Origin of the sequence: Nocardia aurea (assembly GCF_003123685.1) — a bacterium.
Classification (GTDB): Bacteria; Actinomycetota; Actinomycetes; order Mycobacteriales; family Mycobacteriaceae; genus Nocardia; species Nocardia aurea.
In genome coordinates this window covers 42,091-68,602 of record NZ_QCYJ01000099.1, presented here as the reverse complement: position 1 = coordinate 68,602, position 26,512 = coordinate 42,091, and the positions used below count along the sequence as shown (strand labels likewise).

Genomic DNA, 26,512 nt, shown 5'->3' with positions numbered 1-26,512 from the left:
CGGCGGGTGAGAAGGATCGACGTGCTCATCGCGCCTCCCAATCGATGAGCCGGTGCGCCGTGGGCCCGGCGGCGCCCGCGAGATCGGGGGCGAACAGGTACGCGGAATGCCACAGGGCCGAACGCGATTCCGACCGCGTGCGCGCCCGGAAGAACGCGCGCAGGCGTGCCGATATCGCTGGTCGACCGGGGTGCTGATCGGAATTCGTCATCGACGCGAGTCCTCGAGTGTGGGAATGGCGGAGAGCAGTTCGCGGGTGTAGTCGTGTCGCGGGTTGTCGAAGATCGCCTCGGTCGTCCCCGTCTCGACGACGCGGCCGTGACGCATGACCGCCACCCGGTCGCTGATGCGGCGCACCACCGCGAGGTCGTGGGAGATGAACAGGTAGCTCAGGTTCAACTCGGTTTGCAGGCGGTCGAGCAGTTCCAGGATCTGGGCTTGCACCGAGGCGTCCAGCGCCGAGACCGGTTCGTCGAGGACGAGCAGATCCGGATGCAGGGCGAGCGCGCGGGCGATGGCGACGCGCTGACGCTGTCCGCCGGACAGTTCCGCGGGACGGCGCTGGTCGTAACCGCCGGGCAGGGAGACCTGATCGAGCAGTTCCCGAACCCGCGCCCGCCGCTGCGCGCTGTCGCCGACACCGTAGGCGCGCAACGGTTCCTCCACGATCCGCGCCACCCGCCAGCGCGGGTCGAGCGAGGCGTACGGATTCTGGTAGACGACCTGGAACCGCTGCCGCAGCCGTCGCAGCCGCGACCCGCGCAGACTGTGCAGATCGTGGCCGTCGAAGGTCACGGTGCCGCTGTCGGGTTCGGTGAGACGCAACGCGATACGCGCCGTGGTCGATTTACCCGAACCGGATTCGCCGACCAGCGACAGGGTCTCACCGCGCGCCAGCTCGAATCCCACACCGGAGACCGCCGTCACCGTCGCGCCGCGCGCGCGGAAACTCTTGTGCACCTCGCGCAGCGTCAGCAGCGGGGGACCGGCGTCGGCGCGGGCCGGACGGAAACCGTCGAACGGCGCGAGGCTCGGCGACGCCGCGAACAGCCGCTTGGTGTACGGGTGGCGCGGGTGCCGGAGCACCGTCGAGGTCGGCCCGGATTCCACGATCTCGCCGCCTTCGAGCACCACGACCCGATCCGCGCGTTCGGCCGCGATGGCCAGATCGTGGGTGATGAGCAGGACGGCCGTGCCGCGCGCCGCGGTCTGCTCGGCCAGCCGGTCGAGCACCCGGCGCGCGACGGTGGCGTCCAGCGCGCTGGTCGGCTCGTCCGCGATGACCAGATCCGGTTCGGCGATGAGCGCCGAGGCGATCAGCACCCGCTGGCGTTGCCCGCCCGACAGTTCGTGGGGGTACTGGCTCGCGCGCAGTTCCGGCCGGTCGAGTCCGGCGTCGGCGAGCAGCCGCAGTGCGCGGTCACGGGCCGAGCGCCGGTCCGCGATGCCGTGCACGATCAGCGTTTCGGCCACCTGGTCGCCGACGCGGCGCACCGGATTCAACGACAGTCCCGGATCCTGCGGAACGAAACCGATCCTGGCCCCGCGCAACCCGCGCAGCCTGCGCTCGTCGTCGGGGCGCACCGGCTGTCCGTCGAAAACCACGGTGCCGCCGGTGATCTCGCCCGCCGACCCGAGCAGCCCGATCACCGCTTGGGCCAATGTCGACTTCCCCGAACCGGATTCGCCGACCAGGGCGACCACTTCGCCTTTCGCGATGGTCAGCGAGACACCGTCGAGTGCCGTCACCGGGCCGTTCTCGCCCCGGTAGCGCACGCGCAGATCATCGACGCGCAGCAGGGCGGTGGCATCGGCGGGCGTGTCCCGCTCCGCGCGTGCGATATCGACGTCGAGTGAGCGACTCATCGGTCGGAATTCCTTCCCGCGGCGCGGCCGAGCCGCTGAGCGGCGATCACGACGGCGATGATCACCAGGCCGGGAAGCGTGGTGAGCCACCACGCGGTGGCGAGGTAGTTGCGGCCCTCGGAGATCAGCGAACCCCACTCGGGGGTGGGCGGTTTCGCGCCGTAGCCGAGGAAGCTCAGGGCCGAGACCGCCAACACCGCCATCCCGAATTCCACCGCGGCCAGCGCGACGACCGGCTGATAGGAATTGGGCAGCACGTGCCGTGCGAGCACCGTGTACCAGCGCACGCCCGACGCGTGCGCCGCCTCGACGTAGGTCGCCTGCCTGACCCGAAGCACTTCCGAGCGCATCACCCTGGCGAAATTCGCGACCAGCGAGACACCCACGGCGATCGCCACATTGCGGGTGCCGAAGCCGAGCGCGGTGACCAGTGCCAGCGAGAGCAGCAGCGACGGAATCGACAGCAGGACGTCGACCACGCGCATGATAGCGGTGTCGACGAGACCGCCGACCGCCCCGGCCAGCAGTCCGAGCAGCGTCCCGGCGATCAGCGCGATCGCCACCGCCGACAGTGTCGCGGTGAGCGAGAGCCCGGCCCCGTGCACCATCCGCGTGTAGAGGTCGCGCCCGATATTGTCGGTGCCGAACCAGTGTTCGGCGCTGGGCCCCTGGAGTTTGTCCGAGGGCACCCCGGTCAGCGGATCGCCACCGGCGAACACCGAGGGGAACAGCGCCCAGCCGACGGCGAGCAGCGCCACCGCGGCGGCGACCAACAGACCGGCGTTGTCGAGCAGGCTCCGCCACCGCACCACGGGGCGGATCGACAGCGGCAGCGTCGCGCGCCGGGAATCCTCAGCGACGTCGACCATGCGCCGTCACCCCCGTGTCACCCGACGGGTCGTAGCAGGATTCAGACACGAACCGCCACCTCCTCGATGGTCTTGTCGGTGGATGTCTCGGCGACCGGGTCTCCCGCCCGCCGCGCCCTACCCGCGATTCGCGGATCGAGCAGGGGATAGAGCAGGTCGACGAGGAGGTTGACGCTCACGAACACCACCGAGGTGAACAGCACGATGCCCTGGACCATGGGGATGTCCTGGGCCATGACCGAGGTCTGGGTCAGCCTGCCGACCCCGGCACGGGCGAACACCGTCTCCACCACCACCGAGCCGGCGAGCATATTGCCCACGAGCACACCGGCGATGGTGAAGGTCGGCACGCTGGCCGGGCGCAGCACGTGGGTCCGCTGCACCCACCAGCGCGACCCGCCCTTGGCCAGTGCCACCTCGACGAACGGCTGCCGCCATGTCGATTCGAGTCCGGCGGCGAGCACCTGGGCGATGACGGCCCCGATGGGGACCGCCAGCGTCAGCGCGGGGAGCACCGTGCCCGCGAAACCGTGCCCGCCGAACGCGGGAGCGAGTCGCCAGTGGAACGAGAACAGTTGCAGCAGCAGCAATCCGGTCCAGAATGTCGGCACCGAGACCCCGAGCGACGGTAACGCGGCCAACCCGTTGCGCAGCCACGGCCGCCGGGTGTAGGTCGCGGCGAAAGCCAGCGCGACCCCGCCCACCGTCGCGAACAGCAGCGCGAGCCCGGCCAGTGCGAGCGTGTCCGGCAGGGCGTCGCCGATCGCCCGCGTCACCGGCTGACCGGTGACGATGGAATGGCCGAGATCCCCGCGCACCCCGTGCCCGAGGGCGGTCAGGTACTGGTCCCACAGCGGCTTGTCCAGCCCGTAACGTGCCTGCAGTTCGGCGACGGCGGCCTTGTCGACCGGGGTGCCCGCGCCGCCCCCGTCGGCCGCGATCGAGACCGGGTCGGCGGGCAGCAGGAACAGCACCACGAACGAGAGGGTGAACGCCGCCCACAGCACCCAGATCGCCTGCAGGACTCGAAGGGCCAGATAGCGCGCCATGGGTCAGCGCCCGCTCAACCAGGTGTCGAAGAATTGCAGACGTGCCGACGCCTCGAATTTGAGATCCCGCACGGTCCCGGCCGCGCCGATGGCCTGCGAGAGTTCGACCGTGGGCACCCACAGACCGGCCTCGAAGATGCGCTGCTGGGCGGTCTGGATCAGTTGGGCGCGCGCGGCGGTGTCGCCTGCGCTCAACTGGCTGTCGAGAACTTCGTCGAGCGCCGGAATAGCTTCGCGCGCACTGAAATTACGCCCCGCGAGCCCGAACGAGGTGCGCAGGATGTCGCCGTCGGCCCGGGTCGAGTTGTAGTAGACGCTGTCGAAGTCCTTGGAGTTCTGTCTGGCCGTCACCTCGGAGATCGAGGCCAGGTCCAGTTTCAGGTCGACGCCGACCTGGCGCAGCTGCTGCTGCACGAGTTCGAGAATCGCCTGGTTACCGCCGAACACCTGGCTGAACAGCACACCGAAGGACAACCGCTCGCCGTTCTTCACCCGGATCCCGTCACCGCCCGGCGTCCAGCCCGCCTGATCGAGGAGGGTCTTCGCCTTGGCCGGGTCGTAGCTCAGCTGGGCCGAGAGATCCTTGTAGCCGGGGGTATTGGCGGCCAGCACGCTCGTGGCGGGCTTGAACTGCGGGCCGAGCACGGTGTCGATCAACTGCTGCCTATCGATCGCGGGCAGTAGCGCTTGGCGCACGGCGGGATCGCGCAGCGGACCCCGGGTCACATTGGGCTGCAAACCGAACGTGACACCCGGATTGGGGGTACTCAGCAGTCGGCCGCCCGCGGCCTCCAGCTGCGGGACATCCTGGACGAGCGCGTCGCTGATCGCGTCGAGCTGACCGGAGGTGAGACTGCCCGTGCGCACCCCGGATTCGGGGACGACGGTGAATTCGATGCGGTCCAGATACGCCTCACCACGATGGGCGAAGACATCCGAGCCCCAGTTGTATCCGGCACGTTTGGCCAGCGTCGCCGAGGCGTCCTGACGCCAGCCCGCGTAGGTGAACGGCCCGCTGCCGATATTGTCGCCCGCGCATCTCTGCTCGGCGGTTTTCGCGGTGGTGCTGTCGGCGAGCAGACCGAGCTGCGTGGTCGAGCTGGCTTGCAGGAATTGCGCGTTCGGCTTGCTGAACTCGACCCTTGCGGTCAATCGGTCCACCGCGGTCGTGCCGACGTAGTTGGTCAGATAGCTGGTGCCCAGCGGTGCCTTCGCGCCGCCGAGCTTCACGATCGCGTCGAAATTGCGTTTGACGGATTCGGCCGTGACGGGGGTGCCGTCACTGAAGGTGACACCGTCGGCGAGGTGGTAGGTGAAGACCGTCGCGTCCGGGCTCACCTCCCAGCTGCGGGCCAGCCACGGGGTGATCGCGCCGGTCGCCGGATCCTGATCGGTCAGCGAGTCGACGATCTGCCTGGCGACATAGATGGTCTGGTTGGTGCCGGCCTGCGCCGGATCCGAGCAGGTCGGCGCCTGGGAGAGGCCGTAGCGCAACGTGCCGCCCGGCTGCGGCGGCCCGGCGTCGCCACCGGAACTGCCCGAATCGCTGCCGCAGGCCGCCAGACTCGCCGCCGCGGTGACGGCGGCGGCGATGGCCGCGATTCGGAGGCGGGATCGGATCACTGTGTTACTCCCAGGTTTTCGAGATGGTCGAGAGGCGGTTTCACGCCACGGCTCCGACGGAATCGGAGACGCGCACGTATTTTTCGAACGGATGTTTGCCGATCTGCTCGGCGGGCAGATCGGGGTCGTAGAGCGCGGTGTACCCGGCCGCCAGGTACAGGGCGACGGCCTCGGGCTGGCGCGGTCCGGTGGTCAGGTAGATACGCCGATAGCCGCGACGGGCGATCTCGGCCTCCAACTGCTCCAGGACATACCGGCCCAGCCCCTGCCTGCGATGTTCGCGTGAGGTCCAGATGCGCTTGAGTTCGGCGGTGTTCTCGTCGTGGCGTTGGAAGGCGCCGCCGGCCACCGGTTCCGAATCCCGGGTGACGACGAGCAGATCCCCGTGCGGGGGCGCGAACTCGTCGGCCGGATACTCCACCAGCGAGGCGTGCACCTGGCCGGGGGATCTGCCGTACCGGGTGCTGTACTCGACCGCCAACTCCGCCAGCAGCGGGGCGGCGAGCGGATCGGATTGGGCGACGCGGTGCACCCGCAATCCGTTGTCGGGGAAACGTGGGGCCACCGCGCTCACCCCTTCTTCGGCAGGCCGGGCGGATTGATCCGCGAACCGGTGAGTGCTTCGGTGTTCAGCCCCCAGCGGTCGATGACCTTCTGGTAGGAGCCGTTCGCGATGAGATGTTCGAGGGCCTGGTGGATCGGCGTGATCAGGCCGTTGTCCTTCTTGGTCAGCACGCCGATTTCGCCCTGCAACGCCTCGCCCGCGCCGGAGAAGGTGGCGACGATCTTGGTCTGCTTCGCGGTGGCGGCGTGGTAGATCGCCGACGGGTTCGGGCCGATGTAGCCGTCGAGCCGCCCGGAAGCCAGGGCCAGGTAGTAGTCGGTGGTCTGCTGGAAGTAGGCGATATCGATGGGCGCGAGACCGTCGGCGCGGTTCTGTTCGCTCCACTTGACCAGCAGCTGCTCCTGGTTGGTGCCGCTTCCGACCCCGATCCGCTTGCCCGCCAGGCTCTTACGGTCCTTGTAGTCGATCTTGCCGTCCAACGGCACTTCGAGGGCGACATTGTCGGTGCGGTAGGTGGCGAAGTCGTACTTCTCCTTGCGCTCCTCGGTCACCGTGACGTTGGAGATGAACGCGTCGACCGCGCCCGAGTCGACCCGCACGAAATTCTGCGACCAATCCGCCACCTGCACCTCGAGTTTCAATCCGAGGACATCGGCGACCAGCGAGGCGAAATCGACCTCGGAGCCGACGGTGGTCTTGTCGTCGGTGGAGTAGAAGCGCAGCGGCGGCGCGGCCCCCGACGCTCCGGTGACGATCAGGGTCCCGCGGTCGCGGATCACCTGCGGCACCTGGGCGGCGATGGCGTCCACTTTGTCGGTGCGCACCCGGCCCGATTGCGCGGGGCTGAGGTCGAAGGTGACCGATCCGGTTCCCTGGACGGTCTGCTCCGCTTCGGGGTCGGTGCCGCAGCCGGTGGCGAGCAGCGCCACGGCGGCCGCCGCGGAGACCAGGGCGGTGAACTTCATCGAATACCTGTTCGTCGTCGGGGATTTCATGACTTCAGCGGACCCTGGACAGGAAGGCCCTGGTACGGGGATGTTCGGGGTTGTCGAGTACCGCGGCGGGCGGTCCCTGCTCGACGATCACGCCCGCGTCGAGGAACACCACCGTGTCGGCGACCTCGCGGGCGAAGCCGATCTCGTGGGTCACGATCACCAGCGCGGTGCCGCCGTCGGCGAGATCGCGGATCACGTCGAGCACTTCGCCGACCAGCTCCGGATCCAGGGCCGAGGTCGGTTCGTCGAAGAGGATGACCTGCGGCCGCAGCGCCAGTGCCCGCGCGATGGCCACCCGCTGCTGCTGGCCGCCCGAGAGCCTGCGCGGATACGCGTCGGCGAATTCGCCGATACCGACCCGGTCGAGCAGTTCCCTCGCCTCGCGTTCCACCTCGGCGCGCGGGCGGCGCTGCGCGGACAGCGGCGCGAGCGTCACGTTCTCCAGCGCCGTCAGATGTGGGAAGAGGTTGAACTGCTGGAACACGAAACCGATGCGGGAACGCTGACGACGCACCTCGCGATCCGGCAGCGGATACAGCACATTGCGGCGCAGGCGGTATCCGATCAGTTCACCGTCGATGTGCACGGTGCCCGAGTCCAGCGGTTCGAGGTGATTGACCACGCGCAGCAACGTCGACTTACCCGAACCCGACGGCCCGATCACCGCGACGACCTCGCCCGCGCGCACGGTCAGATCGATACCGCGCAGCACTTCGCTGGTTCCGTAGGCCTTGCGCACGCCGCGCACCTCGACGGCGGCCGAGGTCTCGACCTGTCCGGCCGCGCTCATCGGGTCGCTCCGCGCGGGGAGACGACGCCGATGGCGGCGATCTCGCGGAATTTCGCGCGCAACCGCTGTATCGGTGTCGGCGGTGTGGTCCGCTGCGCGCCCTTGGCGTAGTGGCGTTCGATGTAGAACTGGACGATCGAGAGCGCCGTGGTCAGCACGATGTACCAGACGGTGGCCACCATCAGCAGCGGCACGACCCGGCCGTTACGGCCGTAGATCACCTGCACCTGGTAGAAGAGTTCCGCGATCGCCATCACCGACACGATCGAGGTGCCCTTGAACAGGCTGATCACCTCGTTGCTCGCGTTCGGCAGGATCGAACGCATGGCCTGCGGCGCCACGACCGTGCGGAACTGCCGCCAGCGCGGGATGCCGAGCGCCGCCGAGGCTTCCAGCTGGCCCGGGTCCACCGAGATGAATCCGGCCCGGATGATCTCGGCCGAGTACGCCGCCTGGTGCAGCGCCAATCCGATCACCGCCGCGGTGAACCCGCTGATGACACCGTTGACGTCGAAGCTGAAGAACGCGGGCCCGAACGGAATTCCGATCGACATCGTGCGGTACAGGTAGGCGATGTTGAACCAGAACAGCAGTTGCACGATCAGCGGGATGGAACGGAAGGCCCAGATGTAGACCCACGAGATCACCCGCAGCACCGGATTGTTCGACAGGCGGGCCACCGCAAGCGCGGTACCGAGCAGGAATCCGAGCGCGGTGCCCCACAGCGTCAACTCGACGGTCAGCTTCAGCGCCGACAGCACCGATTTCGCGGTGACATACTGCGCGAACGTTCCCCAGTCCCAGCCCGGATTGGTGGCCAACCCGTGCGCGAACTGCGCCACCACGACCAGTGCCGCCGCGCTCGCGACCCAGCGCCACGGGTGTCGCGCCTTCGCGACGCGGGGTGCGTCCGAGGACGCGGGCGCGGTAACCAGGTGTTCGGTCGACGTATCGAGCGGGGCTGCACCGTATTCGTCGAGCGGGGCGGTGGCGTCGGGGGCGGGCGGCGCACTCATGGCGAGTCCTTACGAGCATCGGACGCGACCGCCCCGGTCGGGCAGCGGTCGCCGCACCCGGCCAGCGTCGGGCGCACGATCTGGCGGCGGTCAGCCGCGACAGCCGGTGGAGGTGACACGGCACTGGTCGACATGGCGACGGCCCCAACGGTGGCCACTGCGGTGGATAGTCACTTCGGTCCTCCATCGTTCCCGGCGGAAGCACCCGCACCCGATGTCGCCGGGGGGTTGCTGCGACGTCGGTGAGCCAGGTCTCTCGGTCGCTCTGGATGGTGAGATCCCCGTGGCACGGATGCCGCGGGAACACGTGTCGAGCCGAAACATCATGCGAAGACGGGCAAGTGCTTCGCAAGGGTACAAATCATGGTGAGCGCAGTCCTTCCGGCGACCGTCCGCGCCGACGACAATTACCCCCGTCGATCGGACAGCCCTGCGTCGAGCCGCCCCGCGTCCGTCGCGTCCGCGCGACGCGCCGAAAGATTGCCCGACCCGATAAACACTGTTGAACAGGTTTGCGGGAGTACCCTCCTCCTCGATCGTGCCGACGATGAGGAGGTCTGTTGTGACCGTAATGCGCCGTCTCACCACGTTTGCCACCGTCGCGACCGGTGCTGTCGCACTGGCGTGGGGTCTACCGGGCAACGCGGTGGGCGCCCCGTCCGCCGACACCGTCACGCCCGCGCCGATCGCCGGACCCGGTGATCTGCTCGGCGCCTACCAGGCCAATATCGACGCGCTGAAGAAGTTCGGCATGGAGCCTTTCCTCTATCCGACGGCCGCGGCGTTCTGCAACAACGCGTCGACCTTCGGACTCGTCCCCGCGGTAGCGGGCGCGGTGCCGGGACCGTGGCCCAAGACCACCGTCGCCATCCCCGGCCTCGATATGACCGCCGTCGACGCGGGCCAGACCATGTTCACGTTCGTCCCCCTGGGCGTCGTGTCCGATACGCCGTCCGACACCGGAATGCGGGTGGTGTGGCTCAATGTCAGCAACGGCCGCACCGGTTCGGCGTCGATGGGACCGATCGGGAACATCCTGGCCGCGATGATCCCGCCGGAGGTGCCCGCCGAGGTCCGTCCGCTGGCCGAGAAGGCCGTCCAGGATTTCTTCCTCTCCGCACTGCCGGTCGGCGGTGTCCGCGCGGTTCCCGTCGACACCGGTAAGGGCACTGTCCTGGCCGCGGTCTTCGGCACGGTCCAGAACGGTAAACAGTCTTGCTTCTTCCTGCCGACCGTCGGCATGACCACCGTCGCCTGACGATTCGCGCCGTCCCGACCGGTGGCGCGGAGGGGCCGGTCCGCACGGTGACGTGATCGCCGCGTGGACCGGCGAGGTCGCGCGTCGAGCCCGCGCTGAACGGTCACCGGTGTGGCAGTGAGCGGCCCTTCCATCTGAGTGTGTCTCGCCGGTGCGCGCGATGCGATCTGATGGACAGGGTCGTGTAGGCGAGAACCGAGACGGGATGTGCCAGCGCCGCAACGACATCGGCGCGGGTCGGCGTCGCGCCGGATTCGATCGACCGGGCCAGCAGTCGACCGGTGACGGCGGCGGCGTAACCGACGATTCCGGCGCGGCGGGCGCGTCCACGCCCCGCCACGGCCGCGACCGGCGCGACCGCATACCCGAGCAGGGCGACCGCGCCGACCGCCGCGCTCGCCGGACGCGAGCCGCCGTAGGCCGACCACAACCACCGGGTATACCCGGCGTCGAGTTCGGCCACGTCCCGGTACATCCTGGTCCTGGCCAGTCTGCCCGCGACGACGAGCACCGTCTGCCTGCCGCTGCGCCGCACGGCGCGGGCGATATCGAGATCCTCGGTCGCCGAGTCCGCTACCGCCGCGTGCCCGCCGACCGCGCGATAGGCGGCGGCGTCGAAGACCAGGAACTGTCCGCAGGCGACCGCCGTCGACGGCCACAGGCTCCGATTCGCCACCGCGACGGGCAAGGTCGACGCCCACGACCAGCACAGCAACGGCTGCGCCAGCGCCTCGGCGAACGACCCGGCGTCCTGGCGCGGCCAGACCGAGACCAATGCCGCGGGTCCCCTGCGCAATTCGGCCACCGCCGCCGCGATCGCGCCGGGCGCCAACCGCACATCGGCGTCGAGGAAGACGAGTACGGCGGTATCCGCCGCCTCGGCCAGCCGGGCGCAAGCCGCTGCCTTCCCGGTCCACCCCCGCTCGGGTTCGTCCCGCGAGCGGATCACCAGGAAACGCGGGTCGCCGTCGATGGCCTTCTCCGCCGCCTCGGCGGTGCCATCGCTGGACGCGTCGTCGAGTACGAGGACCTGTAGCCGCGGCGCACCCGACTGCGCGCGCAGATCTGCGATGAGGTCCGGCAGCCGGTGCGCCTCGTCGCGCGCGGGCACGCAGATGGTGATCGGCTCGATCACCGCCGCGGAATCCGGCAGCCGCCGCACCGTCAGCCGATTGAACAGCGCTGTCGCGCAGCCGAGTACCGCGACGGCCGCGCCCGCCCCGACGAGCACGGCGGTCGCGTCGTCGGTCATTCCCGTACCTCGGTATCGCGCACGGATCGGACGCCTCGCCGGTCGATCAGCGGCCGTCGATGACCAGCCGCACCCAGCGGCTCAGGGAGAAGCTGCCTTCGGCGTTCGGCGCGCTGGGGTTGCGGTCCATGAAGGCCATCGCGGCGACGATGGCGGCGACGGCGAGGGTGATGCCCCCGACGATGCCCGCCCAGCCCGCGAAGGACCTGGTGTTGGGGTCGGCGTAACTCACCTCGGCGCGCAGGGTGGAGACATCGCCGGGCGGAAGTTTCCACGACACGGTGGAATCGCCTTCGCGGTTGCCGTTGGTTTTGGCGACCCTGGCCGGGAAGGCGACGGTGAACTGCACGTCCGACCCGTGCGGCGGAACCGATTTCAGATCGACCCGCCCGGTCAGACTGACCAGATCGCCGGTGCGCTGGAATTGCAGCTGGAACATGCCCTGGGTCTGCTCGGAGAGTCCGCCCAGCTGCGAGACCTCGCCGAAGGTCAACTCCTCGAAGAACACCTTGCTGCCGACGTAGCCGTCCTGGTTGTACGGCTCGACGCGCACCTTGGCCGCGAGGGAATCGGGTGCCTTCAGTTCCGGTCCCTTGTCCTCGGCGCTCGTCGGCACCACCGCCGCCACGATCCGCCCGGACACCTTGTCGTTGGACGACACGCCCATCGACACCTGGACGCGCAGGCAGCCGACCAACATCGGCACCACGAATGCCGCGAGCAGGGCGGCGGCCGCTAACCGCGTCCCGGTCCGCCGTCGTCGCGTGGGGGCCGGGGGAGCGGGCATCGTTGGCATGGGACTCGGGTGCACGGGTCACATCGTGCCAGGCATGGCGTGACAATTGCCACGCGACGGGCGCAAGGCCGCGCGAGGAGCCTCGCGCCGGGGCGTGTCGGGCCGCTCACCGACCTCGTGACGCGGCATTCCCCCGGGCGTGGCGCGCCGAGCGCGGGGGCTCGGTCCGTGCGGCCTTCGGCCCACCGGTGGTGCGTCGACTCGTCAACGTCCGGGAGACAGGGCGCGAGTTCGCCTCAGTCGGACGAGGAGCGGAATCCCCAGCAGCCCCATCCCGACAGCGCCGTAACCGGCGGACGCGGGCAGGCCGAGAAATGCGGCGTGGGCGAGTATCGATCCGAGCCACGTCCACAGGAAGACGGCCACGGGCAACGCGGTCGTGTCGTTCCACGTACGCGCGGTGGCCGTCATCGCGGCGGGCGCCGTACTCGCGGAGACTCGATCCCACCACCACAGCAGAGCCGCCATGACCAGTCCCACCGCGAACCACCCGAGGTAATTCGTCATCGGGATATGCGCGAGCCCCGGCAACCCGGATGCCGACACGCACCACGACCACTGACCGTCGGCGACCATCTGCGGGTCGAGGAACAGATCCCACCCCACCGCCCCGATCGCCGTCAGCCCGATCCACGACACCGCCCGTCGACTCAGCATCCCGGCCACGACCCACACCGGATACAACCCACCGACCCACGCGAGCGGAACTATCAGCGGCACCGACCAGAGTTCGGGACCGATGCGGCCGACGGCGTACTCGTAACACCCGAACGGAACCCCGGTGGCGGTCCCCACCGCCTCGGCGAGCAGTCCGACGCCGGAAACGATCACCAGCGCCCCCGCCGCGAAACGCCTTCCGCGCGTCACCGCCGCGTGGGACAGCGCCGTGGCCGCCGCCAACAGCACCACCGCGACCGTCACCCGGTCCCGCGCCGCCCCCTCGGTCAGCGGATACCCGATCTGCGCCGCCACCAGCAGCGCGGCGAGCGCCGCGGGCCCTCGATGTCGGGTCAGCACCGGGACCTGTTCGCGTACCGATCCCACTCGACGCTGTCGGGCACCCACCGGTGTGGCTGCGGGCGTCACGCGACCGATATCGATGCCGTCGGCTCCGATAGTCCCGGCGTCCGCGACAGCCGTGGCGAACCCATGGCTGTCCGGTTCGCTACTCGTCTCGTGGATCCGGGGTCCGCCGTCGGCTCCGGTGGTGGGGGCACACGCTGTCGCCGTGGCCGTCCCACCGATCCCATCGGTCTCCGGTTCGCCACTCGTCGGCTCGCGGGTCTCGGGTTCATCGCCGGTCGCGGTGGACCGGGTGTGCGCACTCGCCCTGGGAATCCCGGCGGATAGGGAAGCTTCGGGGTCGTCGGTTGTGGCCTCGCCGGTCACGTTGCTGTCCGCGGCCTCGCGGGTCTCGGGCTTGCTGTCGGTAGCCTCACCCCCGCCCACGAACTCCGCGGATACCGGGTCGGAGCACACGGTGCGCGCTGTCTCGCTCATCGTCTCGGGGACCGCGAGAACCGGCGGCGGGTATCGCGCAGGACCAGCCGGGCCGCGCTGCGACCGCTCGCCCCGGACACCCCTCCGCCGGGGTGGGTCGACGCGCCCGTGAGATAGAGGCCGGGGGCGCCCGGCACCCGCTGACCGGACAGTTCCGGAACAGGCCGCCACATCATCATCTGGTCCAGCGACATCTCGACGTGCATGACATTGCCGCCGCGCAAACCCATTTCCCGCTCCAGATCGACCGGGGTCTGGATATGGCGGCGCAGGATCGTCTCGGCGAAGCCGGGCGCGTACGCGTCGACTTCGGCGACGATCCGGTCGGCCTCGCCCTCGGCGTGGGCGGACCAGTCGGTGCCGTCGGCGAGTCGGTACGGATGCCACTGGGCCCACAGCGAGAGCTGATGCTGTCCGGGCGGGGCGATGCTCGGATCGACGGCGCTGAAACTCATGGCGAGGACCACCGGGCGTGGCGGCAGATCACCGGCGAGCGCGGCGCCGTGCGCGAGTCGCGCCTGCCTGCGGTCGGAGACCAGGAATTGCAGGCCGCGCGCGGATTCGGTGACGGTCGCTTCCGGGTACCTGGGCAGATCGGAGGTCGCCAGGCGCACCACCATCCCGATGCCGGGACCGACTCTGATGCGCCGCTCCCACCCGGCCAGCGCGTGTTCGTCGAAACCGCCCGCCCGCAACAGATCGACGGTGGTCAGCACATGCGTGCCCGCGATGACCGTCTTCGCCGCCAGATTTCGCCCGGATTCGGTCCGCACCCGCCAACCGTCGCCCGCGCGGGTGACGGCGGTGACCGCGTCCCCGGCCGACACCGCCCCGCCGTCGGCGCGCAAACGCGCGACGAGCGCCGAGGCCAACGCCCCACTTCCGCCCACCGCGCGGCCGGGCGGAAGGGTGTGCATGAGCGCGGCGAAGCCGACCATCGGCGCGGTGCCCGGCTCCGACATCGGCGGCCCGGACTGGGCCCCGAACCACGCCAGCGACGCCTTGAGCCGTTCATCGTGAAAACAGGTGTCGAGCAGCGCGTCCCCGGATTGCAGGAATTCGCGCGACAGCGCGCTGCCGCCGCCTTTCGCGTCCAGCCCCCAGAACGAGCGCAGCAGTCGCCCCGGCGTCGGTGTTCCCCCGAAAGCCCGCATCACCCGGGCGCTGCGTTCGCCCCAGACCCGCACGAAACGTCGGTACGCGACGGCATCTCGTTCCCCGCACGACGCCGCGATCACCGAACAGGTCCGGTCCAGGTCGCGGTGGAACACGATCGGCGGCGCACCCGTCGACGGGTCCGCGGGGGTGAATCCCCACGGATCGCAGTCGATATAGCGCAGGCCGAAGCGTTCGAGTTCGAGTTCCTCGACGATGCCGGTGTGCCGGATCATGATGTGCGCGGAGGAGCCGCGGTCGACCAGATGCCCGGGAAATCGCTCCACCGTGGAGACGGCGCCGCCGAGTACCTCGTCGCGTTCGAGCACTTCGACCCGTTCGCCGGCCCGCGCCAGATAGCAGGCGGCCACCAGGGCGTTATGGCCCGCACCGAGCACGAGCACCGTCACGTGAACCTCACAGCGGCAGCCGTCGTCCCAGGATCGCGAAGGGCCGGGTGTCCCCGGCGAAGACGAAATTCCTGATCACGTCGTCGAAACCGACACGCCGGTACAGACGCCAGGCGCGGTTGTCCTCGCCGCTGACCTCCGGCGTCGACAGGAGTACCGCCGCCTCCGGTCGATTCTCGAGCAGGCGGTGCAACAGGATCGCGCCGAGGCCCGCGCCCTGCGCGGAGGGATGCACGTGGAGTTCGGTCAACTCGAAGTAGTCGGCGAGCAGTTCACGCGTCGCCTGCTCCGGCCTGCCCGAACGCCGTAGGCCGGTGTGCACCTGTTGATGCCACCACTGGTGCGGCGCGCCGCGATATCCGTAGGCGATGGCGACGATCGGCGAGGTACGTAGGTCGACGTGGCCGGAATCGTCGGGCAGCAGCGCCGCGACCGCCTGCCAACCGACACGGGTGGTGTGTTCGGTCCACATGGGCGCGCGATGGTTCTCGGTGCCGCGCGGATAGTCCATCGCCGCGACGTAGACCGAGAGCACGTCGTGCAATCGATAGCGCAGATCGGCCACCGAGAAGTCGACGACGACCGGTGCGGGGGCGGGGGTGTGCTTGGGCTTGACGGCTGTCATGGCTCTCGTCGGCCGCGCGGACGCGGAAAGTTGTCGGTGGGTGTCCCTATATTCAATCTCAATTCAAACGTTCGAATACCTGTTCGGTCCGCGCGGTGGCATGGAACACCGTCCGGCCGGGGTGTACGACAGCGAAGGGACGACTGATGTCTGGTCGGATCGAACATGCGGGAGAACCCGGCAGGGCGGGGAAACTACTGAAGAAAGCCGATGGGCTGCTGATGGAGGCGGCGGGGGAGACCGACCCGCGCGAACGTTTCCGCTCGGCCTACCTGGCCGCGCTGCGTGGCGCGGGCGCGGTGCTCGCGTTCACCGGGGCCGACGCCGCGCCGAGGGCCCGCTCGCGCAACGCGTGGGTGCTGTTGCAACGCGCGATGCCCGAGTTCGTCATGTGGGCCGACTACTTCGGCGCGCGCTCGGAACTGCGCGCCGCGCTGGAGGCGGGATTCGACCGGGATGTCGATGATCACACGGCCGACGAGTTCTGTTCGCGGGTGGGCGCATTCCTGCACGATGTGGAGGATCTGCTCGCCACGGCGTCCCGTTTACGACCTCCGAGAGGTCTCTCGAACGGCATGACCGCGTAACTTATCGGCGAGTAGGTGGTACGGCCTTCATCGAACTCGTATCATTGGTGTCAGATAGCCGCCAAGGTCGGCTATTTGTCGCCTACCCGGAGGCGGCAGCCACGTCCTAGTGCCGGGGGAGGTACCGTGCCACTCTCCGAGCACGAGCAGCGCATGCTCGAACAAATCGAGAGCGCGCTCTATGCTGAGGATCCGAAGTTCGCCTCGTCCGTCCGCGGCGGACGACTTCGTTCGACCTCGAGTCGTCGCAGACTCCAGGCCGCGGCCTTGTTCGTCCTCGGTCTGTTTCTACTCGTCGCAGGGATCGCCGCTCCGGTGAAGCCCGGTGGCTTCCCGATCATCAGCTTGGTCGGGTTCATCGTCATGTTCGGTGCAGGCGTACTGCTGTTGGTCGGCGGCTCGAAGGCCGCGGGCAAGGGCAATCGCTCCACCGACGCGCCGTCCGGCGGACCCGGTGGTGGTCGCTCCGGCGGGCCCGGCCGTCAGCGTAAGTCCGGAGGTTTCTCCGAACGTATGGAAGATCGCTTCCGGAGACGATTCGAGCAGGAATAGTCCGACTCGTCACGACCCCTTCGGCCGACAACCGCATACCGAACGCGACGCCGCACCGATCAGGTGCGGCGTCGCGTTCTCCTGCGCGCCGAAGGTCGTCCCGGTGACGGCGACCGCGCCGGGCTCACCGGCGCCCGCCGGTTCTTCCCCCACTTCGCGCCACCATCGGCCCCACCTCGCCCCACCTCGGCGCTCGCGCATGCCGTGATCGCGCGTTCGGCGGACCGCCCGCGTCCGTGTCCGCGCCGTCCGGCACGCCTTCCGCAAACCCGGCGCGCGACAAAAGCCGTGCATAGCAAGGCCATCGCGGATCGAAGCCATCGATCACGGGGTCCGATCGGGGCCTCCGGAAGGTTTGCTGAGTGTTTTCGGGTGATTGTCCATCTGTGCCAGGCGTGTCGGTGGAACACGGAAAAAGTTCTCCACTGCGTGATAGCTGGGATGACCTGCGAAATCGGTGACGTGGGGAGCGAGATCACCGGTTGTTTCGATTGAAAGTGGGGGAAAGTGGGGTAATGTGGAGCGCGCACTACTGGAGAGTCGTACATCCGAGGTGATCGTGCTCCCCGCTACCGCGGGGTGATCCGCAGGAGGTATCGGGATGTTCCTCGGTACCTACACACCCCGGCTGGACGACAAAGGGCGGCTCACGTTGCCCGCGAAGTTTCGAGACGATCTGGCGGGAGGGTTGATGGTCACCAAGGGGCAGGACCACAGCCTTGCCGTCTACCCGAAAGAAGAGTTCGCCGCGCTCGCTCGTCGAGCCGCGGCGGCGTCTCGAAGCAATCCGCGGGCGCGCGCGTTCGTCCGGGCACTCGCCGCCGGTACAGACGAACAACGTCTCGACGGCCAGGGCCGGATCGTGTTGTCCGCCGAACATCGCCGCTACGCGAATCTCGATCGGGATTGCGTGGTGATCGGCTCGGTCGACTTCCTGGAGATATGGGATAAGCAGGCGTGGGAGTCCTACCTCGCCGAGCACGAGGAGGATTACGCGGAAGCGAGAGACGAGTCGCTGGGCGGAATCTTCTAGCCCGAACGGAACGAGTGCCACGCGGCCTCTGCCCGGAGGCGAACCCTGACGTACTTCCCCGACGCCAGGTGTCGAATTCGGTCAGAGACCCCGCGGCATTCGTTTTCTCAGCGCAGCCGGCGAAAACACTGTGGAACAAGGCGACCCGTGCAAGCGACGACGCGAGGCAGGATCCGGGAGGTCGAGGTGAATCGTGCACAGCCCGGTCCCCGCCATGTGCCGGTGCTCCTGCACAGAGCCGACGAGCTACTCGGGCCCGCGTTGGCCGAACCAGGTGCCGTCTACATCGATGCCACCCTCGGATTGGGCGGGCATGCCGAATATTTCCTGCGTACCTATCCGCAACTGCGCCTGGTCGGTCTCGACCGCGACACCACGGCGCTCGGTCTGGCAGAAGACCGATTGCGGCCCTTCGAAGATCGAATCACCCTGGTGCACACCCGTTACGACGGGATCGCCGACGCGGTGAAACAGGCCGGACTCGATCCGGTCGGCTCGGTGAGCGGGATCCTGATGGATCTCGGAGTCTCCTCGATGCAATTGGACGAGGCGGACCGCGGGTTCGCCTATTCCGTCGACGCGCCGCTGGATATGCGGATGGATCCCACCACGGGTATCACCGCGGCCGACGTGCTCAATACCTACAGCCACGGCGACCTCGCGCGGGTGCTCAAAACCTATGGCGAGGAACGCTTCGCGGGCAAGATCGCCAGCGAGGTGCTCCGGCGTCGTCAGCAACGCCCCTTCACCACGAGCGCCGAACTCGTCGAACTGCTCTACGCCGCCATACCGGCGGCGGCGCGACGCACCGGTGGTCATCCGGCCAAACGCACCTTCCAGGCGTTGCGGGTCGAGGTCAACGGCGAGCTCGATTCGTTGCGCGCCGCACTGCCCCCGGCATTGGCTTCGCTGCGGGTCGGCGGTCGCATCGTGATCATGTCCTACCAGTCGCTGGAGGACCGCGTCGTCAAACACGAACTGGCGCCGCGGATCATGTCGAGGACGCCGGTGGATCTGCCGGTCGAACTGCCCGGCATGGGACCGGAATTCCGGATGCTTACCCGTGGCGCGGAGAAGGCCACCGAGCAGGAAATCGAGGAGAACCCGAGGTCGGCCCCGGTCCGTATGCGCGCCGCCGAACGAATCCAGGCGGCGGCGTGACGGACTCGGGATGCTCGACCCGCGGGTCCCGCGGACTAGTGGAGGGGACAGCATGAGCATTCGGACACGCGCCGTGCCCGCGCCGGGTCGGGTCGCCCGGCGGGTTCAAGCCGCCGAACGAGTGAAATCCGGTGCGGCACAGCGTGCCTACGCCAAGCGCAGGACGCGGGCCGAACAGCAGTCCGATACTCCCTCGCTGCCGCGCAGGCGCGGATCGGTGATGGCCGCGCGTATCCCGTTCGTCGCCGCGATCATCGCGATGCTCGGCTGCGGACTCGCGCTCACCCTGCTGCTGACCACCCGTGCCGCCGAGGACAGCTACCAGCTCGGCGACGCCCGTCAACTCAACCGCACCCTGGCCGAAGAACGTGCCGCACTGCAACGCGATGTCGAGGCCGCCGATTCGGCGCCCGAACTCGCCGCGCGCGCACGCGAACTCGGCATGATCCCGGCCAAGGATCCGGCCCGGCTGGTCATCGGCGCGGACGGAGCCGTCACGGTGATCGGTGATCCCACCCCGGCGCAGGGCGCGCCCGCGCCGCCGTTGAACGGTTCGACGGGGCCGGCCCAGGGCGAACGGGTGGTGCCGGTCAGCACCGTGCGCCAGCAGCCCGCCGCCCCGCAGACCAATGCCGCCTACGGCGCCAACACACCCGCGCCCACCCCGGCACCGGCCGCACCCGCGGTCGGTCAGGAGCCGGCGGTCGTGCCGCCCGGGTCGCCGGTCCCGCTCGCGGCGGGCCACGATCCGTCACCGGTCGTGCCGGTTCCCGGCGCGCCGGAGACACCGCAGCTCGCGGAACCGCAGAGGCAGCCGGATTCCTCGCCGGCCGAAACACCCCCGGCGGAGCAGGTTCCGGCCGAAACCTCCCAGACGGAGGCCTTCCCGGACGAGCCGTCGCCGGACGGGGGCGCTCGATGACGCAGACTCGGCCCGCGCCGCGCAGGCGACGCGGGCCGACACCGTCCGGGGGACGTCGTCCGCGTACCGCGGCCGCCTCGGATCGGCCACTGCGGTTGCGTCTCGGGGTCGGTCGGATCGTGATGTTGGTCGCGCTCGCGGTGGTGGCCCTGCAATTGTTGTGGATCCAGAGCATTTCCGCGCCCGCGCTCTCCGAGCAGGCCGCCAGCCAGCGCACCACCCGGGATCCGGAGATCGCCATCCGCGGTCCGATCACCGACCGCAACGGCAAGGCGGTGGCCTTCACCACCGTCGCGAAAGCGCTCACCTTCCAGCCGGTCCGGGTTCGCGCCGAACTCGAGGAAGCCCGTGCCAAGAGTGACAAGGCGCCCGATCCGGGTGAGCGGTTGAAGGCGATCGCCGAGGTGATCCACGCCAAACTCGGCCCGCGCGCGCCGTCGGTGAACGAAGTGCTCGACAAACTGCGCGGCGACGAGGAATTCGTCTACCTGGCCCGGAATGTGGACGCCCGCGTCGCGGGCGATATCAGGGCGCAGTTCCGCGAGGTCGGCACCGAGGCACAGTCGCTGCGGGAGTACCCGGGCGGTTCGCTCGGCGCCAATATCGTCGGCGCCACCGGCTGGGACGGCCACGGCCTGATCGGCCTCGAATCGTCGCTGGACGCCGTGCTGGCGGGCACCGACGGTTCGGTCACCTACGATCGCGGCTCCGACGGCGCGGTCATCCCGGGCAGCTGGCGCGACAAACAGCCCGCGGTGAACGGCAACGGCGTCGAGCTGACGCTGGATTCGGATCTGCAGTACTACGTGCAGCAGCAGGTGCAGCAGGCCCGCGAGATGTCGGGCGCGCAGGGCGCTTCCGCGGTGGTGCTCGACGCGAAGACCGGCCAGGTGCTCGCCATGGCCAACGACAGCACCTTCAATCCGGCTCTCGGCCCACAGAACTGGGGCACCCAGAAGACCAACAATCCGTCGGTCAGTGATCCCTTCGAACCCGGTTCCGTGAACAAGATCGTCACCGCGGCCGCGGCCATCGAATACGGCCTCACGAACCCCGACGAGATCCTGCAGGTGCCCGGCGAGATCCGGATGGCGGGCGTGACCGTCGGCGACGCGTGGGAACACGGCACCGCGCCGTACACGACCACCGGCGTCTTCGGAAAATCCTCCAACGTCGGCACGCTGATGCTCGCGCAGCGGGTCGGTGAGGACCGCTACGCCGATATGGTGAACCGTTTCGGGCTCGGCCAGCGCACCGGTGTCGGACTGCCGGGTGAGACCGCGGGCCAGGTGCCCGCACGCGACCAGTGGTCCGGCGGCACCTTCGCCAACCTGCCTATCGGACAGGGCCTTTCGATGTCGACGTTGCAGATGACCGGTATGTACCAGGCCATCGCCAACGACGGTCTGCGCATCCCGCCGCGGATCGTCAGGGCCACCGTCGCCCCGGACGGCGCGCGCACCGAGGAGCCGCAACCGGAGGGGGTCCGGGTGGTGAGCCCGCAGACCGCGGCCACCCTGCGCACCATGTTCCAGGCCGTGGTGCAGCGCGACAAGACCGACGCCGCGCAGAACGGCACCGGCTGGCCCGCCGCCATCGAGGGCTATCAGATCGCGGGGAAGACCGGCACCGCGCAGAAGATCGATCCCAAGTGCAAATGCTATTCCAGCTCCAGTTACTGGATCACCTTCGCCGGTATCGCCCCCGCCGACAACCCGCGCTACGTGGTGGGGCTGATGCTGGACAACCCGGTGCGCAGCTCCGACGGCAGCGGCGGTCAGTCCGCCGCGCCGCTGTTCCACAGCATCGCTTCCTGGGCATTGCAGCGTGACCGTATTCCGCCATCGCCGGAGCCGGTCCGGCAGTTCGTTCTGCAGGCCGGTGTGTGATTCGAGTAGTCCACGCACACGAACCGGGGAACAACCGCGCCGCAACACCGAGGCGCGTTGTTCCCCGGTGACCGTACGTCGGTAACCTGACTCGTCGTCCCACGATGCGTTCCTTATATCCATGTCCCGTTCTGAGAGGAGCAAGGTGCCCGCGCAGTCCAGCTCGCACGCGCTCCGGCCCGCCGGACCGCCGTCGACGCGGCTGTCCACCGTGCTGGAGTCGACAGGCGCCCGTGGGTCGGGGCCGATCCCCGCGGACACGGTGGTGACCGGTATCGAGCAGCGTTCGAACGCGGTTCTGCCCGGCGACCTGTTCGCCGCGCTGCCGGGCGCGCAGGCGCACGGCGCGCGTTTCGCCCGTGACGCGGTCGAACGCGGCGCCGTCGCGGTCCTCACCGATGCGCCCGGGGCCGAACTCGCGGGTGATCTCGGCGTTCCGGTGCTGGTGCGCGAGACACCGCGCGCGGTACTCGGCGAATTGTCCGCCACCGTGTACGGCAATCCGTCGCAGCGGCTGCGCATCATCGGCATCACCGGTACCTCCGGCAAGACCACCACGTCCTACCTGGTCGAGGCCGGACTGGCCGCCGCCGGACTCTCCACCGCGCTGATCGGCACCATCGAGACCAGGATCGGCGGACGCCGGGTACCGAGCGCGCTCACCACGCCCGAGGCGCCGCAGCTGCACGCGATGTTCGCGCTGATGGTCGAGCAGGGCGTCGACGCGGTGGTCATGGAGGTCTCCAGCCACGCGTTGGCACTGGGCCGCGTGGACGGTGTCCGGTTCGCGGTGGGCGGATTCACCAACCTGTCGCAGGACCACCTGGATTTCCACCGCGATTTCGAGGACTACTTCGCCGCCAAACGTCGCCTGTTCGATCCGCGGTCGTCGGTGGCCGCACGGATTCCGGTGGTCTGCGTCGACGACGAATGGGGTGCGCGACTGGCCGCCGACCTGGCCGACCCGGTCACGGTCTCGACCACGGCGACCACCGCCACCTGGACCGTCGCGGGCGAGGTGACGGCGGACGGCGGCGAACAGCGGTTCACCGCCGCCGGTCCCGGGCACTCCATCGATATGAGCCTGCGACTGCCGGGCCGCTACAACGTCGCCAACGGACTGCTCGCGGTCGCGGTCTGCGCCGCCGCCGGGGTCGAGGCCGATATCGCCGCGCCCGCGCTCGCCACGGTCGACGTGCCGGGCCGGATGCAGCGCATCGAACGTGGACAGGATTTCCTCGCCGTCGTCGACTACGCGCACAAACCCGCCGCCGTCGAATCGGTCGTCGCCACCTTGCGCGCGCATCTGCTCACCGATTCCCCCGAATCGCCCGGCAGGCTCGCGGTGGTCGTCGGCGCGGGCGGTGACCGCGACGCGGGCAAACGCGCGCTCATGGGCGCGGCGGGCGCGCGCGGCGCGGATCTGCTGATCATCACCGACGACAATCCGCGCAGCGAGGATCCGGCTGCCATCAGGGCGGCGCTGCGCGGCGGCGCGCTCGAGGTACCCGCCGAGGAGCGCGGCGAAGTACGCGAGATCGGCGACCGCGCCGAGGCCATCGCCGCCGCCGTGGCCTGGGCGCGCTCCGGCGACGCGGTGCTGGTGGCGGGTAAAGGGCACGAGTCGGGCCAGGAGATCAACGGCGTCAAGCACCCGTTCGACGACAGGGACGTGCTGGCCGAGGCGCTGGAGGCGCTGACGGGCGAGCGCGGCCCCTCGGAGGCGGGCACCGGTGACGCCACGCGGGCCGACGGCCCGAACGCGGGAGTGTCGGGGGTGCTGCGATGAACGGGATACCCTACTGCCGCAACGACATCGGGTCGGCGCACAATATTCAGTCGACACAGCGACGTGTTCGGTCGACACAGCGAAGTCCGCAGAGAACGGACGCGGAGGACTTGACGATTTCATGATCGAGATGACACTGCGGGAGATCGCGGACGTCGTCGGCGGGACGCTGCACGACGTACCGGACCCACAGGTGCGGGTGACCGGTTCGGTCGAATTCGATTCGCGGCGCATCGGTTCAGGGGATCTGTTCCTCGCGCTGCCGGGCGAACGATCCGACGGACACGATTACGCGGCCGCCGCGACAGCGGCGGGCGCGGTCGCCGTGCTCGCGGCACGCCCGGTGGGTGTGCCCGCCATCGTCGTCAGCCCGACGCCTGCCACCGTCCCGTCGAGATCGGTTGCGCTGGCCGGTGATTCGGACGGTTCCGGTGCGGCGGTGCTGGCCGCGCTCGCCGCGTTGGCCCGCGTCAGCGTCGACCGGCTCACCGCCGCGGGCGGGCTCACCGTCGTCGGCGTCACCGGCTCCTCGGGCAAGACCTCGACCAAGGATCTGCTCGCGGCCGTACTCGCCCCGCTCGGCCCGGTCATCGCGCCGCCCGGCTCGTTCAACAACGAACTCGGCCACCCGTGGACCGCGCTGCGCGCCGACGCCGACACCCGCTTCCTCGTGCTGGAGATGTCGGCCCGCGGACCGGGCCATATCGCGGCACTGGCCGAGGTCGCGCCGCCGAAGATCGGCGTCGTGCTCAATGTGGGCACCGCGCACCTCGGGGAATTCGGCAGCCGCGAGGCGATCGCGAAGACCAAGGGCGAACTGGTCGAGGCCCTCCCGTCCGACGGCGTGGCCGTGCTCAACGCCGACGATTCCCAGGTCGCCGCGATGGCCTCGCGCACCTCGGCCCCGGTGACGACGGTCGGACAGGCCGCGAGCGCCGATATCAGGGCCACCGACATCCACCTCGACGAACAGGCGCGCGCGGGTTTCACCCTGCACACGCCGCTGGGCAGCACCGATATCCGGCTGGCCGTGCACGGCGAGCACCAGGTCGGCAACGCGCTGTCCGCCGTCGCGGTGGCCTTGGCGTGCGGGGCGGATCTGGAGACCGTCGCCGCGGCGCTGTCCGGCGCGACCGCCGCTTCGGCGCGCCGCATGGACGTGCGCACCACCGACGACGGCATCACCGTCGTCAACGACTCCTACAACGCCAACCCCGATTCGGTGCGGGCCGCGCTCAAGGCGCTCGTCACCATGTCCAGGGCGGGCGCGACGCCGCGGCGCAGCTGGGCGGTGCTCGGTGAGATGGGGGAACTCGGCGAGGAATCGGTGATCGAACACGATCGGATCGGCAGGCTCGCGGTACGCCTGGATGTCCACCGTCTGATCGTCGTCGGGACCGGAAGGCCGTCCCGGGCGATGCACCAGGGAGCGGTGATGGAAGGCTCATGGGGCGAGGAATCGATTCTCGTCCCAGATATCGGCGCGGCCATCGCGTTACTCGACGACGAAGTAGAGACGGGTGATGTGGTGCTGGTCAAGGCGTCCAAGTCGGTCGGCCTGTGGGAGGTCGCCGAGCATTTGACGAGCGCGGCACGGGCGGACGATCGCAGGGGCAGCACGGAGGCGACGCAGTGAGCGAGCGAATCGGGACGACGACCCCCGCGGCGATGCGCGCGACCGGGTCGAAGGTCAGCGAGGCGCGGTTGTGAGACAGATTCTCTTCTCGGCCGCCATCGCCCTGGCGGTATCGATCCTGTTGACCCCGTTGCTGATCAAATTCTTCGCCAAGCAGGGATTCGGCCAGGAGATCCGGGTCGACGGCCCGGCCAGTCACCAGGCCAAACGCGGCACCCCGACCATGGGTGGCGTCGCCATCCTGATCGGCATGTGGGCCGGTTATCTCGGTTCCCACCTGATCGGCATCGGATACAACGCCGAAGGGCCGACCGCGTCGGGACTGCTCGTCCTCGGACTCACCACCGCGCTGGGCGCGGTCGGATTCATCGACGATTTCATCAAGATCCGCAAGGGCCGCAACCTCGGGTTGACGGCCGCGGGCAAGTACGTCGGTCAGCTGACCGCCGCCGTCGTCTTCGGCGTGCTCGCGCTGCAATACCGCAACAATTACGGCCTGACTCCCGCCAGCAGGCATATCTCCTATGTCCGCGACATCACCACGGTGTCGATGGGGATTGTTTTCTTCCTGCTGTTCGTGAGCCTGATCGTGGTGGCGACGTCGAACGCGGTCAATCTCACCGATGGTCTCGACGGTCTCGCCGCGGGTTCGATGAGCCTGGTCATGGGCGGCTACGTCATCATCACCTTCTGGCAGTACTACCACGCCTGCGCGACGAAACCCGAGGCCGGTTGCTACAACGTCCGCGATCCGCTCGACCTGGCGCTCGTCGCCGCGGCCGGTGCGGCGGCCTGTATCGGATTCCTCTGGTGGAACGCCGCCCCGGCCAAGATCTTCATGGGCGACACCGGTTCGCTCGCGCTGGGCGGACTGCTCGCCGGTATGGCCATCACCACCCGCACCGAACTGCTGATGGTGGTGCTGGCCGCGCTCTTCGTCGCCGAGGCACTCTCGGTGATCCTGCAGGTTGCCGTGTATCGCACCACGCGCAATCGATTGTTCAAGATGGCGCCTTTCCATCATCACTTCGAGCTCAGTAAATGGGCCGAGACGACTGTGATCATCAGATTCTGGCTGTTGGCCGCCATGGCCTCCGCGGTCGGTCTCGGCTTGTTCTACAGCGAATATCTCTCCGCGGTCGGGTGAAACAGATGGTCGAACATTCTCCGCGAG

Annotated in this window: 25 protein-coding genes and 1 riboswitch; of the genes, 10 read left to right on the top strand and 15 right to left on the bottom strand. The window is 69.1% G+C overall.

What is annotated here, in order from left to right; all coding sequences use genetic code 11:
* Positions 1-25 precede the first annotated feature (25 nt).
* From DAT37_RS19675 to DAT37_RS19635, 9 genes are read right to left on the bottom strand one after another with little or no spacing between them, the layout of a single operon-like run.
* The gene (locus DAT37_RS19675) at positions 26-211 is read right to left on the bottom strand and encodes a hypothetical protein (protein ID WP_109526268.1); all 186 of its coding nucleotides are present in this window, start codon (positions 209-211) and stop codon (positions 26-28) included.
* On the bottom strand, positions 208-1,866 hold the full coding sequence (locus DAT37_RS19670; RefSeq protein ID WP_109526267.1) for a dipeptide ABC transporter ATP-binding protein: 1,659 nt from the start codon (positions 1,864-1,866) through the stop codon (positions 208-210). Before DAT37_RS19670 ends, DAT37_RS19675 begins: the two co-directional genes overlap by 4 nt.
* A complete protein-coding gene (locus DAT37_RS19665) occupies positions 1,863-2,735 on the bottom strand; it encodes an ABC transporter permease (protein ID WP_109526266.1) in 873 nt (290 codons plus the stop codon). Before DAT37_RS19665 ends, DAT37_RS19670 begins: the two co-directional genes overlap by 4 nt.
* Positions 2,736-2,776: 41 nt before the next feature.
* A complete protein-coding gene (locus DAT37_RS19660) occupies positions 2,777-3,784 on the bottom strand; it encodes an ABC transporter permease (RefSeq protein ID WP_109526265.1) in 1,008 nt (335 codons plus the stop codon).
* Positions 3,785-3,787: 3 nt separating this feature from the next.
* The gene (locus DAT37_RS19655) at positions 3,788-5,407 is read right to left on the bottom strand and encodes an ABC transporter substrate-binding protein (RefSeq protein ID WP_109526264.1); all 1,620 of its coding nucleotides are present in this window, start codon (positions 5,405-5,407) and stop codon (positions 3,788-3,790) included.
* A 40-nt stretch (positions 5,408-5,447) separates the two neighbouring features.
* Positions 5,448-5,972 (bottom strand): GNAT family N-acetyltransferase, encoded by a 525-nt coding sequence (locus DAT37_RS19650; protein ID WP_109526395.1) that lies wholly within the window; start codon positions 5,970-5,972, stop codon positions 5,448-5,450.
* A gap of 5 nt (positions 5,973-5,977) precedes the next feature.
* Positions 5,978-6,967 (bottom strand): ABC transporter substrate-binding protein, encoded by a 990-nt coding sequence (locus DAT37_RS19645; RefSeq protein ID WP_232839866.1) that lies wholly within the window; start codon positions 6,965-6,967, stop codon positions 5,978-5,980.
* Positions 6,968-6,971: 4 nt separating this feature from the next.
* Complete coding sequence (locus tag DAT37_RS19640; protein WP_109526262.1) at positions 6,972-7,757, bottom strand: amino acid ABC transporter ATP-binding protein; 786 nt, start codon at positions 7,755-7,757, stop codon at positions 6,972-6,974.
* Positions 7,754-8,773 (bottom strand): amino acid ABC transporter permease, encoded by a 1,020-nt coding sequence (locus DAT37_RS19635; RefSeq protein ID WP_109526261.1) that lies wholly within the window; start codon positions 8,771-8,773, stop codon positions 7,754-7,756. Before DAT37_RS19635 ends, DAT37_RS19640 begins: the two co-directional genes overlap by 4 nt.
* Before the next feature lie 180 nt (positions 8,774-8,953).
* A riboswitch (SAM riboswitch) is annotated at positions 8,954-9,049 on the bottom strand.
* A gap of 295 nt (positions 9,050-9,344) precedes the next feature.
* Between DAT37_RS19635 and DAT37_RS19630 the strand changes: the two genes are divergently transcribed.
* Positions 9,345-10,031, top strand: a complete 687-nt coding sequence (locus DAT37_RS19630) for a hypothetical protein (protein WP_232839882.1) — start codon at positions 9,345-9,347, stop codon at positions 10,029-10,031.
* Between the two features lie 103 nt (positions 10,032-10,134).
* Here the strand turns inward: DAT37_RS19630 and DAT37_RS19625 are convergent, their stop codons facing one another.
* From DAT37_RS19625 to DAT37_RS19605, 5 genes are all read right to left on the bottom strand, one after another.
* Positions 10,135-11,283: a glycosyltransferase gene (locus DAT37_RS19625; protein WP_109526259.1), complete on the bottom strand. Its 1,149-nt coding sequence runs from the start codon at positions 11,281-11,283 to the stop codon at positions 10,135-10,137.
* A 46-nt stretch (positions 11,284-11,329) separates the two neighbouring features.
* Positions 11,330-12,070 (bottom strand): LppM family (lipo)protein, encoded by a 741-nt coding sequence (locus tag DAT37_RS19620; RefSeq protein WP_109526258.1) that lies wholly within the window; start codon positions 12,068-12,070, stop codon positions 11,330-11,332.
* Positions 12,071-12,283: 213 nt separating this feature from the next.
* Positions 12,284-13,579 carry a carotenoid biosynthesis protein gene (locus DAT37_RS46435; protein ID WP_109526257.1) on the bottom strand — a complete coding sequence of 432 codons (1,296 nt, stop codon included), beginning with the start codon at positions 13,577-13,579 and terminating at the stop codon, positions 12,284-12,286.
* Positions 13,576-15,144: a phytoene desaturase family protein gene (locus DAT37_RS19610; protein WP_109526256.1), complete on the bottom strand. Its 1,569-nt coding sequence runs from the start codon at positions 15,142-15,144 to the stop codon at positions 13,576-13,578. Before DAT37_RS19610 ends, DAT37_RS46435 begins: the two co-directional genes overlap by 4 nt.
* A gap of 7 nt (positions 15,145-15,151) precedes the next feature.
* Positions 15,152-15,769: a GNAT family N-acetyltransferase gene (locus DAT37_RS19605; RefSeq protein WP_109526255.1), complete on the bottom strand. Its 618-nt coding sequence runs from the start codon at positions 15,767-15,769 to the stop codon at positions 15,152-15,154.
* 146 nt (positions 15,770-15,915) lie between these two features.
* Between DAT37_RS19605 and DAT37_RS19600 the strand changes: the two genes are divergently transcribed.
* Both DAT37_RS19600 and DAT37_RS19595 read left to right on the top strand, forming a co-directional pair.
* Complete coding sequence (locus DAT37_RS19600) at positions 15,916-16,356, top strand: SAV_6107 family HEPN domain-containing protein (RefSeq protein WP_109526254.1); 441 nt, start codon at positions 15,916-15,918, stop codon at positions 16,354-16,356.
* 126 nt (positions 16,357-16,482) lie between these two features.
* On the top strand, positions 16,483-16,908 hold the full coding sequence (locus DAT37_RS19595; protein ID WP_109526253.1) for a DUF3040 domain-containing protein: 426 nt from the start codon (positions 16,483-16,485) through the stop codon (positions 16,906-16,908).
* Positions 16,909-16,917: 9 nt separating this feature from the next.
* Here DAT37_RS19595 and DAT37_RS44170 read toward each other — a convergent pair whose 3' ends face one another.
* The gene (locus DAT37_RS44170; RefSeq protein WP_157978558.1) at positions 16,918-17,061 is read right to left on the bottom strand and encodes a hypothetical protein; all 144 of its coding nucleotides are present in this window, start codon (positions 17,059-17,061) and stop codon (positions 16,918-16,920) included.
* A gap of 448 nt (positions 17,062-17,509) precedes the next feature.
* Between DAT37_RS44170 and mraZ the strand changes: the two genes are divergently transcribed.
* The 7 genes from mraZ to mraY all read left to right on the top strand — a co-directional run bounded on the left by mraZ (position 17,510) and on the right by mraY (position 26,485).
* Positions 17,510-17,941, top strand: a complete 432-nt coding sequence (gene mraZ, locus DAT37_RS19590) for a division/cell wall cluster transcriptional repressor MraZ (protein ID WP_109526252.1) — start codon at positions 17,510-17,512, stop codon at positions 17,939-17,941.
* Between the two features lie 171 nt (positions 17,942-18,112).
* On the top strand, positions 18,113-19,102 hold the full coding sequence (rsmH, locus tag DAT37_RS19585; RefSeq protein ID WP_408637425.1) for a 16S rRNA (cytosine(1402)-N(4))-methyltransferase RsmH: 990 nt from the start codon (positions 18,113-18,115) through the stop codon (positions 19,100-19,102).
* Between the two features lie 52 nt (positions 19,103-19,154).
* On the top strand, positions 19,155-20,024 hold the full coding sequence (locus DAT37_RS45540; protein WP_232839865.1) for a hypothetical protein: 870 nt from the start codon (positions 19,155-19,157) through the stop codon (positions 20,022-20,024).
* Positions 20,021-21,913 (top strand): peptidoglycan D,D-transpeptidase FtsI family protein, encoded by a 1,893-nt coding sequence (locus DAT37_RS19575; RefSeq protein ID WP_109526250.1) that lies wholly within the window; start codon positions 20,021-20,023, stop codon positions 21,911-21,913. The genes DAT37_RS45540 and DAT37_RS19575 overlap by 4 nt, the downstream gene beginning before the upstream one ends.
* A 121-nt stretch (positions 21,914-22,034) precedes the next feature.
* A complete protein-coding gene (locus DAT37_RS19570; protein WP_109526249.1) occupies positions 22,035-23,702 on the top strand; it encodes a UDP-N-acetylmuramoyl-L-alanyl-D-glutamate--2,6-diaminopimelate ligase in 1,668 nt (555 codons plus the stop codon).
* 121 nt (positions 23,703-23,823) lie between these two features.
* On the top strand, positions 23,824-25,338 hold the full coding sequence (locus DAT37_RS19565) for a UDP-N-acetylmuramoyl-tripeptide--D-alanyl-D-alanine ligase (RefSeq protein WP_109526248.1): 1,515 nt from the start codon (positions 23,824-23,826) through the stop codon (positions 25,336-25,338).
* 70 nt (positions 25,339-25,408) lie between these two features.
* Positions 25,409-26,485, top strand: a complete 1,077-nt coding sequence (gene mraY / locus DAT37_RS19560; RefSeq protein ID WP_109526247.1) for a phospho-N-acetylmuramoyl-pentapeptide-transferase — start codon at positions 25,409-25,411, stop codon at positions 26,483-26,485.
* Positions 26,486-26,512 lie beyond the last annotated feature (27 nt).

What these genes read in the sequence shown, in the direction of transcription:
- DAT37_RS19575 (WP_109526250.1), top strand. Translation starts at nt 20,021, where the DNA reads ATGACGCAGACTCGGCCCGCGCCGCGCAGGCGACGCGGGCCGACACCG.
- DAT37_RS19640 (WP_109526262.1), bottom strand. Translation starts at nt 7,757, where the DNA reads ATGAGCGCGGCCGGACAGGTCGAGACCTCGGCCGCCGTCGAGGTGCGC.
- DAT37_RS46435 (WP_109526257.1), bottom strand. Translation starts at nt 13,579, where the DNA reads ATGAGCGAGACAGCGCGCACCGTGTGCTCCGACCCGGTATCCGCGGAG.
- DAT37_RS19665 (WP_109526266.1), bottom strand. Translation starts at nt 2,735, where the DNA reads ATGGTCGACGTCGCTGAGGATTCCCGGCGCGCGACGCTGCCGCTGTCG.
- DAT37_RS19675 (WP_109526268.1), bottom strand. Translation starts at nt 211, where the DNA reads ATGACGAATTCCGATCAGCACCCCGGTCGACCAGCGATATCGGCACGC.
- DAT37_RS19565 (WP_109526248.1), top strand. Translation starts at nt 23,824, where the DNA reads ATGATCGAGATGACACTGCGGGAGATCGCGGACGTCGTCGGCGGGACG.
- DAT37_RS45540 (WP_232839865.1), top strand. Translation starts at nt 19,155, where the DNA reads ATGAGCATTCGGACACGCGCCGTGCCCGCGCCGGGTCGGGTCGCCCGG.
- mraZ (WP_109526252.1), top strand. Translation starts at nt 17,510, where the DNA reads ATGTTCCTCGGTACCTACACACCCCGGCTGGACGACAAAGGGCGGCTC.
- DAT37_RS19645 (WP_232839866.1), bottom strand. Translation starts at nt 6,967, where the DNA reads ATGAAATCCCCGACGACGAACAGGTATTCGATGAAGTTCACCGCCCTG.
- DAT37_RS19630 (WP_232839882.1), top strand. Translation starts at nt 9,345, where the DNA reads ATGCGCCGTCTCACCACGTTTGCCACCGTCGCGACCGGTGCTGTCGCA.
- DAT37_RS19670 (WP_109526267.1), bottom strand. Translation starts at nt 1,866, where the DNA reads ATGAGTCGCTCACTCGACGTCGATATCGCACGCGCGGAGCGGGACACG.
- DAT37_RS19605 (WP_109526255.1), bottom strand. Translation starts at nt 15,769, where the DNA reads ATGACAGCCGTCAAGCCCAAGCACACCCCCGCCCCCGCACCGGTCGTC.
- DAT37_RS19620 (WP_109526258.1), bottom strand. Translation starts at nt 12,070, where the DNA reads ATGCCCGCTCCCCCGGCCCCCACGCGACGACGGCGGACCGGGACGCGG.
- DAT37_RS19660 (WP_109526265.1), bottom strand. Translation starts at nt 3,784, where the DNA reads ATGGCGCGCTATCTGGCCCTTCGAGTCCTGCAGGCGATCTGGGTGCTG.
- DAT37_RS19570 (WP_109526249.1), top strand. Translation starts at nt 22,035, where the DNA reads ATGTCCCGTTCTGAGAGGAGCAAGGTGCCCGCGCAGTCCAGCTCGCAC.
- DAT37_RS19600 (WP_109526254.1), top strand. Translation starts at nt 15,916, where the DNA reads ATGTCTGGTCGGATCGAACATGCGGGAGAACCCGGCAGGGCGGGGAAA.
- DAT37_RS19635 (WP_109526261.1), bottom strand. Translation starts at nt 8,773, where the DNA reads ATGAGTGCGCCGCCCGCCCCCGACGCCACCGCCCCGCTCGACGAATAC.
- DAT37_RS19625 (WP_109526259.1), bottom strand. Translation starts at nt 11,283, where the DNA reads ATGACCGACGACGCGACCGCCGTGCTCGTCGGGGCGGGCGCGGCCGTC.